This window comes from Butyricimonas synergistica DSM 23225, from assembly GCF_000379665.1.
In the GTDB taxonomy this organism is placed as follows: domain Bacteria; phylum Bacteroidota; class Bacteroidia; order Bacteroidales; family Marinifilaceae; genus Butyricimonas; species Butyricimonas synergistica.
Map to the genome: position 1 here is coordinate 280,104 of NZ_KB903360.1, position 12,099 is coordinate 292,202.

Annotated in this window: 10 protein-coding genes; 4 read left to right on the forward strand and 6 right to left on the reverse strand. The window is 42.7% G+C overall.

The window, feature by feature from the left end; genetic code table 11:
• Positions 1–79: 79 nt before the first annotated feature.
• The 6 genes from A3CY_RS22025 to A3CY_RS0109675 form a co-directional block, all read right to left on the reverse strand.
• Positions 80–1,186, reverse strand: a complete 1,107-nt coding sequence (locus A3CY_RS22025; protein WP_148375361.1) for a thioredoxin family protein — start codon at positions 1,184–1,186, stop codon at positions 80–82.
• Between the two features lie 106 nt (positions 1,187–1,292).
• Positions 1,293–1,838: a hypothetical protein gene (locus tag A3CY_RS0109655; RefSeq protein ID WP_018337707.1), complete on the reverse strand. Its 546-nt coding sequence runs from the start codon at positions 1,836–1,838 to the stop codon at positions 1,293–1,295.
• Positions 1,839–1,860: 22 nt separating this feature from the next.
• Positions 1,861–3,315, reverse strand: a complete 1,455-nt coding sequence (locus A3CY_RS0109660; protein ID WP_018337708.1) for a RagB/SusD family nutrient uptake outer membrane protein — start codon at positions 3,313–3,315, stop codon at positions 1,861–1,863.
• A 17-nt stretch (positions 3,316–3,332) separates the two neighbouring features.
• Positions 3,333–6,626 carry a SusC/RagA family TonB-linked outer membrane protein gene (locus A3CY_RS0109665; RefSeq protein ID WP_148375359.1) on the reverse strand — a complete coding sequence of 1,098 codons (3,294 nt, stop codon included), beginning with the start codon at positions 6,624–6,626 and terminating at the stop codon, positions 3,333–3,335.
• 228 nt (positions 6,627–6,854) lie between these two features.
• Complete coding sequence (locus A3CY_RS20710) at positions 6,855–8,018, reverse strand: FecR family protein (RefSeq protein WP_018337710.1); 1,164 nt, start codon at positions 8,016–8,018, stop codon at positions 6,855–6,857.
• 281 nt (positions 8,019–8,299) lie between these two features.
• Positions 8,300–8,851 carry an RNA polymerase sigma-70 factor gene (locus A3CY_RS0109675; protein ID WP_018337711.1) on the reverse strand — a complete coding sequence of 184 codons (552 nt, stop codon included), beginning with the start codon at positions 8,849–8,851 and terminating at the stop codon, positions 8,300–8,302.
• A 318-nt stretch (positions 8,852–9,169) separates the two neighbouring features.
• On the opposite strand from A3CY_RS0109675, the gene A3CY_RS0109680 reads away from it, so the two are divergent.
• The 4 genes from A3CY_RS0109680 (at position 9,170) to secG (ending at position 12,084) form a co-directional block, all read left to right on the forward strand.
• A complete protein-coding gene (locus tag A3CY_RS0109680) occupies positions 9,170–10,399 on the forward strand; it encodes a sigma-54 interaction domain-containing protein (RefSeq protein WP_018337712.1) in 1,230 nt (409 codons plus the stop codon).
• Between the two features lie 94 nt (positions 10,400–10,493).
• On the forward strand, positions 10,494–11,012 hold the full coding sequence (locus A3CY_RS0109685) for an LptE family protein (protein WP_018337713.1): 519 nt from the start codon (positions 10,494–10,496) through the stop codon (positions 11,010–11,012).
• 3 nt (positions 11,013–11,015) lie between these two features.
• Complete coding sequence (locus A3CY_RS0109690) at positions 11,016–11,726, forward strand: hypothetical protein (RefSeq protein ID WP_018337714.1); 711 nt, start codon at positions 11,016–11,018, stop codon at positions 11,724–11,726.
• A gap of 1 nt (position 11,727) precedes the next feature.
• Positions 11,728–12,084 carry a preprotein translocase subunit SecG gene (gene secG, locus A3CY_RS0109695; RefSeq protein WP_018337715.1) on the forward strand — a complete coding sequence of 119 codons (357 nt, stop codon included), beginning with the start codon at positions 11,728–11,730 and terminating at the stop codon, positions 12,082–12,084.
• Positions 12,085–12,099: the final 15 nt, after the last annotated feature.

Sequence of the window (12,099 nt, forward strand, 5' to 3'; positions counted from 1 at the left end):
CATATATCATAACCCAAAATTATTTTCTTTCTCACGTCTTATTATCCGTGAGAAAAAGGTATAAAGCACGCACCAATTTTTATTTCTTTTTCATTTGATCCAACATAGAAATTCCCACGTTGGCAAAACTAGTCAATGAATGTTTCAATTGCGACATCTGCACCTGATCCGCCAATTGCTTTGTCAAAACCACCAACTCCTTTTTTTGATTCTTATCCCACTTATCCCCAAGCGTCGTGATCGGGTTAAAATATAAATAAGAAATCTTCTCATCTGACAATTTAGGATATATCTCTTGGCATAAGCGCAAAGTTTCATCCGTATTCTCTGTCATCATCGCTTTTATCAAGGCTATATACCCGTTCAAATGCTCCTGTCCCGTCAAGTGGTAAGATGCCAACAACTTCTCGGCATCCTCCACGTCAGCAAGAGTCGCATTACGATTCCGCCCGCGGAGAATATCTTCCAATTGCATTTCAAACAATCCCGCCACAGCGGCATCCACTTTCTCAACTCCCACGCCTTGCCGAAATTTCTCCACGTGCTTCAACAAATACACCATATTACCGGATCCCACGGGCGACAACTCTCTATTCTCGTAAATAAACCAATAAGGTTCCGAGCATTTCTCCTCGTCATCCAGCGAAACCAACACCTCCTGGGCTATCGTTTTAGCCTTTTCCACGTCACGAGCCTGAAGCAAAGCCTCGATATACATCATCAGGAAATCCATATTCCGGTTTCCGGCTATATACTTTGCATCCAGATTACTAGCAGAATTTTCATTAAGTCCCTCTTCCACCTTTTTCACGAACTCCTCCCCGGTACGGGTCCCCCCGATCACCCGGTGCAACAGACTCCCGTCCGTCTTCAACACCAGAAATGTCGGGTAAGACGTCACCCGAAACTTCTTCGCGATATCCCGTCCCTCGCCCTTCTCCATGTCAAACTTCACGCTCACGAACCGTTCGTTCATAAACTCACCCACATCCTTCAACGGCAAAATCTTCTCCGCCATCATCTTGCACGGTCCGCACCATGAAGTATAACAATCCACGAAAACATATTTATTTTCTGCCTTCGCCTTCTCCAAAGCCTTTTCCAACGTCAAATCCTGAAAATTCGTCTGCGCGAACACGGACACCACCACGAACATACAGGTGAACACCAATACTAACTTTTTCATATTCTAATCCCTTATTATTTGTAAACGACATCCCGTCAAGATATGTTGAACTTAAATAATAATTTGAAATTCAACACACCCTGACAAGATTCCAATAATCCTTTAATTAATTATTTTGTTGGCTAATAGTCACACGACCACGATACGGTGTCGTGTAATGCGCTTTCGTTGCAAGGCGAAAATCTTCCGACTCAACAAGCCGGAAATTCAATACCCTACTAAAATATTGTCCCGCTGAATTTGGGTCAAAAAGAACAATAATCGGGATATTCACCTCAACGGAATCCGCGGGTAAAACCATTAAATCTTTCACCCTAGGATCATCAAAAGCCACATAATTCACACCCGGCTCGGCATCCACGGCAGCATTTCCCTCTATCGTGTACTGTTCAAATTTTATAGGACGGTCTTCCCTGGAAACATTCCCTATCACTTTCACCCTGATATACGTTGTATCTATCCGTTTCGCGGACCAGGTATAAGTTTCGTTGCCAACAGATTTATTAAGGGTTATAATAGTATCCTGTGCATACAAACGTGTCCCCGCTTTTGTAAAAGATATATAGTTATCACCCCTATAAAACCCGGGCTTTTCCTCGGTACAGGCTATCACGAACAGACCTGCAAATAATACGATCAACAATGTTTTCATATCTTACTAACTTAAAACGACGTTAATTTTTCAATTCTTTTTCAGGTAATGGTAATACATATTGAGCCTCACCGCACTCGCTAAGTCCGTTCCAGTACATATTCGTTACTCCCAAACGCTTATATGTATAAAAATTCTGACCTTCTCCCATGAACTCCCTGATATATTCCAATTCAACTTTAGCCAAGCGGTCGCTCTCTGTCAAAGGCACGTATGTCATACCCCGTGCCTCACAATACTCTTCATAAACCACATTAGCTTCAGACAAAGAACCGTGCTCCATAATATTCAAATATATCTCAGACAAACGCATAATCGGAAAATTCATCATGGAAGAAGTTGTTGACGGATAAAAACCACGCCACTTCCTTAAAACATTCGCGTTCATCCCCATCAATGTCCTTTCCCACGTCCACAGGAATCGATATCGTAGATCCCGTGAATTACCGCCAAATACTTGTTGGATAAACATGGAATAATTCATCGTGTAGAAAAAAACACTCGCCCGACCGCTAATCCACCCACCCAGATTATAATCATAGTTTTCCACGTTCACACCACACAAATGTTCACTATAAAAACTTCCGTCCGTCCAAGAATTAAGACCGTTTTCTTGCATAGGGAAATCATCTTCTTCATTCGCCAACCTGAATTTAGGAGATCCGTCTTCGTTCTCGGCTTCCTTAACCATACGGGCGTATTTCAACGCATTCTCGGTATCCCCCATCCATAAACGGACCCGAGCCTGCAAGCCAAGAACACCATAGTAATTCAAGTGGCTTTTGCGACGGGGCCAAGTAGAATACGTGTCCTCCGTTCCATCCGGAGTTATCGTAATAATCGGATCAGAATTCCTCAACAACCTCTCTGCCTCGTTCAAATCTGCCAAAAGCAACTCCATATATCTTTCAAAAGTGATATATGTATAATATGCCGTACCATTTACCGTTACATAAGGCAAATATTCTTTCGAAGCGTCTATTTTAGAGGGCATTGGTCCCCAAAGGCGTATTAAATCCAAATGAGCACACGCCCTAATAGCCAAAGCCTCACCTTTCACCATGTTGTAGACGGTTGAATCCAATTGAAACCGGTTCTTATCCATTCCTTCCAGCAATGGATTCAAATTCGAAACCACCTTATAAAGGGACATAAAGCAAGAATTAAGTTTAGACTTCACGGTCTCGCTTTGGTCATAAACATGATCTGCCAAATCATAAGCATCCGATCCTGATGTCACAGTCCACGTACACGCCAAGGATTCGACCAAGTCCGCCCCTCCCATATATCCCCCGGGAGTGTATAATTCATCTCTCAATATCAAGTAGACCCCGTTCAAAGCCTGTTGCACCCCTTCATTCGTCGTGAACAAATTCTCGGCAACAATTGTAGATTCAGGCTGAACCGTCAACCAATCATTACAGGCACTACAGCCTAACAGTAAAGCTATCCCTAATGTATATATTTTCCTTTTCATTTTTCTCGATTTTAAATTTAGAACGTACAAGAAATAGAGAAATTCGGATTTCTCGAGAACGGATATGACGTACCTCTCTCCCGCTCTATCGTCGACAAATAAAATACATCTGCCAATTGAGCCGATACAGATAAAGACTGCATACCTAAATAACGCTTCACAAGCTCCCGAGGGAAATTATATCCGATGTTAAGGTTCGTACAACTAAACACGTTATCTTTATGTACAAACACGTCACATGGAAAAGTATAAGCATTACTTCTCTCCGACTGATCAACAATATATCCCTTGTACATTGCCCTATCACCCGGTTTTTGCCAAGCTTGGGTTAATACCCGACGGTCTACATTATATAACAACTCAAGATTCTCGCCCTTGGACAACAACGTGAAATTCTCCTGCTTACCACCCCATTTCACGCCAAAACCGACATTCAGATAGATCCCGTTCCAACTAAAAGACATATTGACATTCCCGTTTATTTTCGGTTGACGGTCACCCAAATACACCATATCATCCGAGGACTGATTAAATGTTGCCTCTCCGTCCTTGTTTACATACACACGCTGTCCTGTCGCGGGATTCACTCCTAATGAACGCAGCCCATAAATAGCATCCATAGAATGTCCTTCAATATAACGATAATATTGACTTGCCCCACTCATCGTTTTCACTTGATATTTTATCGTTTCTTTTAACCCTTCCGAAAGTTCCACGATTGTATTAATCTGTCTCGCAAATCTCCCCGTAACGCTCCAATTTATCTTTCGCGCATTATCACGAAGCAAATAAAGCGATACATTCAATTCATATCCTTCATTACGTATTTTCCCGATATTCCCGGAAATAGTTTCAAAACCATGTGATATAGGTAATAAAACATCCGAAACGGTATTATCCGTCAACTTATTATAGTAATTAAACGTGAAGCTCAAACGTTCGGAAAATAAACCGAGATCAATTCCCACGTTATGTTGATATGTATTTTGCCATTTCAAATCCGGATTGCCAAAAGCCGACATTTTCACGCCCAGACCGGACAAATACGTTTGATTTACATCTACCGAATACACGGTCATCGACTTTTCCGGGGAAAATCCCATATTTCCAGACACTCCGTATGAATAACGGAATTTCAAATTATTCAACCACCCGGAAAGCCCCCTCATGAAATCCTCATTCGTAACCGTCCAACCTGCGCCAATTGAATAGAACGGAGCCCAACGACTCTCTTCCCCGAAAGAAGAAGAACCATCCATGCGGCAAGACAAATCAACAAAATAACGCATATTATAGTAATAATTCACGGAACCGATAAAACTCAATCGCCGGGCGACCTCTTTATTCCCCGAGGTCCCCCAGTTAGCAGGATAACCTAACGACGTTGATAAATGATCGATATCATCATTTATAAAACCGGTTGCAGCCCAATTCACCTCTTCTCTCACATTCTCACTCATCTCTCCATTCAAATTCACCGTCAACATATGCTTATCCAGAAATGTCTTCGTGTAATCCACCCCTCCTTGAACCTGCCATTTATTCTCGACTCCTTCCCTACGGTCATAGCGTCCTTTATGCTTCATGTCTTCACCGGCATACGACTCATGGGAAGGCACCTTAAATGTATCGGCATTCTTTATATTACGACTCAATCCTAAAGAAATCCTCGCCCTAAAAGATTCGGTAAATTGATACCGTATCATAAAATTGTTACTGACATTCGTGTATTTCGTTTTATTCCAACACCCCAAACTTTGGTCATACATCGGATTCCGAATCCCGTCCTGCCTTAACGGGTGATAATACATGTATACAGACTTCCCTTCATCATCATAAGGATTCCAATAAGGATTCATCTGCACATAATTTGAAAATGCCCCGTAAGGACTATTTTCAGAATTGTTTGTCCCGACAGATAACATTTCACTAACATACCATTTATCGTGCGTATAATCCACTTTTAACGAACCGTTAAAATTCTTTCTATCGGAACCTTTCATGACACCCGTCACTACATTATAAGCCAAATTCGCCATGATACGCCACTCGTCATTTCCTCCCATAAAATTCAACGTATGCTGTTGTCCCACTCCCGTGCGGGTCGGCACTTTCTTCCAATCAAAATTTTCACCGCCATCTACCGCTACCTTCAACGCCTGGTAAGCATCTTGAAGATAATCTTCATCCCAAACACCACTTGCACGTTCCAACTCCAACTTTTCTCTCGCGTTCGTCAAATTATAAGTGGTTAAATCTGGTATTTCAACTTTCACTTCGCCCCGATAAGTAACCGTCAATTTCCCTGCTTTCGGGCGTATCGTCGTGATGACAACCACCCCATTCGCCCCGCGAGAACCATAAAGAGATGTTGCACTGGCGTCTTTCAACACGGTTATATTCTCAACCTCCTCCACGTTCAAGTCCATCATCCGTTCCAAAGAAATCTCGAAACCATCCAAAATGAATAGAGGAGTATTCAACTCGGCCCTAGATGTAGATTGCAAATCGCTAATATCAGACAACGTCGAAGCTCCGCGTAATTGAATCTCCGGCAAGGCATTCGGGTTCGACCCCTCCGCATTGTTTTGTATAATTCGCAGGGCAGGATCCAGATTTGATAAAGTTTGTAACAAATTTCTGGAAAATTTCGCTCGCAACTCTTCTTTTGACACCGCTGTCACCGCACCCGTGAAACTCTCCTTCGGCTTATTGAAAATACCCGTCACAACCACTTCATCCACCGTCTGCATATCCTCCTCCAGCACCACGGTCAACGGTTTCATCCCGTCTTTCACGCGTATATTCAGCCGCTTAAATCCCACGAAGGAGAATATCAATTCCAGGCTATCTCGTTTCGGCAAATCAAAATCAAATTCACCCCTGACATTCGTCACGAACCCCAACGTTGTCCCTTTCACACGAATAGTCACACCCGGCAATATTTCCCCGTTTTTATCTTTCACGATACCTTTCACCGTAATCTTGGCTATCGAATCCGTGCTTGCCGCAAGTACCGGCTGAATCACGATCGTGTTATCCACCAAACGATAAGTCAACCCCGAACCCTTCAGGCAAGCATCCAGAATCACCTTGATATCGGTTTCCGTGTACTTCAAATTCAAATTTTTGATCTGAGCCACCTGATGGTCACGATACAAAAACGTAAAATTCGTGGAATTTTCCAGTACATTCACGACATCACTAAAAGAAGCATTCTTCAAACTAACCGTCACTTTAACCTCTTGGCTATACACCTTTGCCGACAAATGCAGCGTCGACACGAACAACAATAAAACTAAAAATTTCATGATTAAGCATGTTTTTCGCAACCTTTCGCGCAAAGAAAGGTCATGCGTTTGATTTTTTTTCATACATTTGTAAACGTTTAATGAAACAAATTCCGGTTCGTCCGGTTTCAAAAGGCGGGATACGGTCAATATCCCGTCTTTTCTATTTTTCTCCAATATATCATTTTAGTGTTCTATACCCCTATGACACTTCAAAAAGAGAAAGGAGGTATATCCCGGTATTATTTTTTATTTCTCCCGGATAAAAATATTATTCCCTTTAATCTCAAACTCCGTGTTTCCCGTCATTTCCAACATCTCCACGATCTTCGAGAAATCATCATAACGTCGCATTTTTCCAGTGAAAACTACTTCTTTTTGAGAAGCATTTTCCCAAAAAATATTCACGTTATACCAACGGGAAACAATTTTCATGATCTCTTCCAATCGTTGCTGTTTGAAGGCAAAAACACCCTCTTTCCACGCCGTATACAAATAAGTATCCACTTCCCGTGTTTCCAACTCGCCCGACTGATCCAGCACGGCTTGTTCCCCCGGCTTCAACACGACAGATTCCTTCCCCGCGGAAAATACCACTGACCCGCTCACCAGGGTTGTCAGTATTTCATTTTCATCCTTGTACGCCCGCACGTCAAAACCGGTTCCCAACACCTTCACGGCAGAAGTTTTCAAATCCACGATAAACGGGTGTTCCTTATCCACCGTCACGTCGAAATAAGCCTCGCCTGACAAATACACCCGGCGATCTTCTCCGGCAAATTTCACGGGATAGCGCAATTCGGATTCGGAATTCAAGTACACCACCGTACCATCACTCAACGTGATAGAATATTCACCACCCCGGGGTACCCGCAATGTATGGTATTGAACTTCGGCGGTGGAAGTATCGCCCACGTAACTTAATCCCTCGTTGCGGATCACGATATTCGCCCCTTGTTGCAAAAGCAAGGAATCTTTAACCTTCGCCTCCAGAAACTTTGTTGTACCATCAGAAAATATCAGTTCCGCTTTCACCTCGCCATGCCGAATCACTTCCGCCACTTGAACCGATGGAATTTCCTCTTTTTGCCCGAACCAGATCATGATTGCCAACAAAGGAATCAATATCCCTGCCGCCACGGCAGACACCCGTCTTACGCGTTGCACCCGGGCATGACGTTTCCGTTTCCGAAGCACGCCCATGTATCCTTCCACGATATTTACTCGTGTCGCTTCCCGGCATTTACGTTCTATGTATTCGGCTCTCACGACCTCCTCGTAAAGACGTTCGTTTACCTCGTTCTCTTCCCGCCACACCCGCAACCTAGCGCTTTCTTCCTCGTCCAACGTCCCGGCTATCGCTTTTGCCAAAAGTTCGGGTATAGTTCTGTATATCTTGTTATTCTTCATCATACGATTCACTTATACCCCTATGACACTTCAAAAAGAAAAAGGAGGTATGCCATTGGGGAAAAAAAGATCGAAATACTAAACTAAAAAAGACGCAAGAGGTGACTATTGGGCGGCTATTAGGCGGCTATTAGGCGGCTTCACCCACTTATCGCCTACTGTTAGCCCACTCTTAACCCACGTTTTCACAAACAAAATGCTTATTTAACACTTGCAGAAAAAAACTCTTGGTTACATTTTTCCTTATATTCGAAAAAAAAAAAGTATCATCAACATACACGAGATCATATAGCGGAGAAAAAGAGAGTAAAGAGATTACCCAACCGCTCTTTCAGTATCCGGCGGGCATTTTGTTTTTGCTTTTTCACCGTTTCCACGGTAATCCCCAATTCATCGGCAATCTCTTTAGCGGAATACCCCTGTATTGCCCGGGAGAAAACATTCCGGCTACCCGGGGGCAATTCGCCAATCACGTGCATCACGATTCTGAAGGTTTCTTCCTTGATATACTCGTTCATCTCCGTTATGTCCATCTCTTCCGTGAAAGAACGAGTCGCATCATGGCGTATTTTTTCCGCCCGCAGATGATTAAAGCACCTAAAGCGTACCATTTGATAGAGATAAGCTGAAAGATTATCCACTTCCCGCAACCTCGCCCGGGTTTCCCAAACCTTCACGAAAACATCTTGTACAATATCTTCCGCAGCCTCTTCCCGGTCAACATATTTTATTGCAAATGAAATCAATGATGGATAATAATCAATAAACAGAGCCTGGAAAACATTCTCATCTCCCTCTATTAAACGACTAATATTTATAGGAGGTCCCTCTATCATAAAACCAACGTTTGTTGATATTTGAAAAATTAAATATTACACATTCTTACATTCCGGGTAAAATCTAATAATCAGCGTTTTATAATTCAACAAAAATTCAGCATTATGAAGAATCGAATTATTATTAAACGTTCAATTATAGCTACAAATATACAGAAATAATTTACATAACAGAAATTCGGTTTTCAAATTTATTCCCGCTTCTATGCTATTTTGTCAGTTAAATCTGCTAATTTTGCAGATAACAATTCACGGATGGGGATTCACGCCTTGCTATTCAGCAACGTAAATCACAAGTATTTAATTATTTAATGGAATATGGAGGATATCAGGAATATCAAACAACGTTTCGAGATTATAGGCAATGACCCTAAATTAAACCGGGCGATAGAAAAAGCGGTGCAAGTGGCTCCCACGGACTTCACGGTGTTGATTTCGGGCGAAAGCGGGGTCGGGAAAGAGATATTTCCCCGAATAATTCATAGTTACAGCACCCGCAAGCACGAACAATACATCGCGGTCAATTGCGGGGGAATCCCGGAAGGCACGATCGATTCCGAATTGTTCGGTCACGAGAAAGGTTCATTCACGGGAGCCTTGTCCGACCGAAAAGGATATTTCGAGGTGAGCAACGGGGGCACGATCTTTCTGGACGAGATCGGAGAATTACCCCTTTCCACGCAGGCAAAATTATTGCGAGTACTGGAAACCGGAGAATTTATCCGCGTAGGCTCTTCCAAAGTACAAAAAACAAACGTACGAGTGATTGCCGCCACGAATGTAGACCTCCCGGTAGCTGTGAAAAACGGGAAATTTCGGGAAGACCTGTATTATCGAATTAACACCATACCTATTTCTATCCCGCCTTTACGGGAACGGAAAGAAGATATTTCATTGTTATTCCGGAAATTCGCTGCCGATTTTGCCGAAAAATACCGGATGCCCCCGGTAAGACTGACGGAAGATGCAGTCCAAGTATTGGAAACCTACCGTTGGCCGGGTAACGTGCGGGAATTAAAGAATATCACAGAACAAATTTCTATTCTCGAACAGGAACGATCCGTAGATGCCCTGACGCTAAAAGGATACCTGCCGGCGCAGAACAACAGCCTGCCGGCATTAACATCAACCCCGGAGAACGACCATAGTTTTGCCAATGAACGGGAGATCCTGTACAAGATTCTTTTTGACATGAAAAAAGACATGAATGACTTGAAACACTTGGTTTATGACATCATGCAAAAAGATCACGTCGCCCCGGAAGCAGCCCCCCCGACCTCCATCGTGTTGCGTAATCTTTACGAAACACCCCAGTCAGAGTTCCTTGCCCCACAAGCACCAAAATCTTTCTCGGCAGAAAAGGAGAATCACATCGAGGACACGGAAGCCGTCATCGAGGAATCGTTATCTCTCGAAGAAAAGGAAAAAGAAATGATTATCAAAGCTCTTGAGAAAAATCACGGGAAGCGGAAACTGGCAGCACAGGACTTGGGTATATCGGAAAGGACACTGTACCGGAAATTGAAAGAATACGACATTGATAATTGAAAATACAGAATTGAAAATGAAAAAGATAGATTCAGCTAATTTTATTATCTTTGCCTAACGAGAAGTTGTTATACGAAATCTTTATAAAAATCAGATGATTAAAAGGATCTTACCTATATTATTACTAGCAGTATCGTTCAGCGGTTGCAAATTGGCAAGCGTGAGATACGCTTTTTCGGGAGTATCTTTGACGAACGGGGAAAAGACATTCTCCGTCGATTATTTCTCGAACAAAACGGCTTTCGCCCCCAACTTGGGCTCAGATTTCACGGAAGCATTGAAAGAATACTTGAGAAACCGCACCAGCTTGACAGAAGTAACAGACAATAACGGGGACATCCGGTTCGAGGGACAGATCACCGGATTCACGCAACGTCCGGTGGATATCCAACGAGATGAGGTCGCCGCCCAAAACCGGTTGACAATCACGATTCAAGTGAAGTACACGAACACAAAAGACGAAACGGGTAAATCGGATTTCAACAGTAGTTTCTCGCATTACGCGGACTATGGTATCGACGTGAATTACGACTCAGCCGAACCCGAATTAATCAAAACGATTACCGAGAAAATTATCGAGGACGTCTTTAACAAAGCACTTGTAAACTGGTAAGATTTGAACACAGAAGAATTAATCGATATTATACGCTCGGGACGCAACGAGGGCGAAAAGATTCGGAAAGTTGAATTACTGATCGAACAATACCCTTATTTCTCGACGGCACGTGTCGTGTACCTGAAAATGTTGCATGACACGGGGCATTCGGCATATCCCGATAAATTAAGACATAACACGATTTTTATTCCGGATCACAAACAATTCTACCGTTATCTGAATAATTTGTTATCACTGGATGCTCCCGGAGAAAACCAAGTTTACCAGCCGGAACAAGTCGCCATAGAACTTCTCGAAGACCGGGAAGAAGAAAAGAAGAACCGTTTGGCAACCCCGTATTACCAATTGGAAAACGAATTCCCGGACGAGAAAGAACTATCGCTGGATGAACTTGCCAGCGAATGGCTCTCTAACAAAAAGAAAAAAGAGCAACGCAAGGATTCTTTGATTGACAAATTTATCGAGACGGCACCCTCGATCTCAAAATTCTCGGAAGAACTCCCGGTTCCCCCGGAAATCACGGCAACAGACACAAACACGTCCATGGAATTTCTTTCAGAAACATTGGCTAAAATATATGTCCGACAGCAATTATATGATAAGGCGATCGCAACTTATCTGAAATTAAGTTTGAAATATCCGGAAAAAAGTATTTACTTCGCGAGTCAGATTGAAAAAATAAACGAGAAATTAAATAATAATACGAACTAATATGTACATAGTTGTTTCTATTTTGATTTTTATTGTTTGCGCTTTATTGATATTAATCGTATTAGTGCAAAACTCAAAAGGCGGTGGTTTATCTTCAACCTTTGCTTCTTCAAATCAAATCATGGGTGTGAGAAAAACAACCGATTTCCTGGAAAAAGCAACGTGGACATTAGCTGGTGCTATGCTTGTTTTATGTATCGTGGCAGCTATGGTGATCCCGAGAGGTCAACAGGGAGGAAAACAATCCGCGATTCAAGAACAATTGAACCAATCAGCCCCGACCCAAACGGTGCCGGACTTCGGTTCGCCGGTCAACACAACTCCCGCAAATGACAATAGCGGAGATACCCAAGAATAAAAATAAGATTTATTC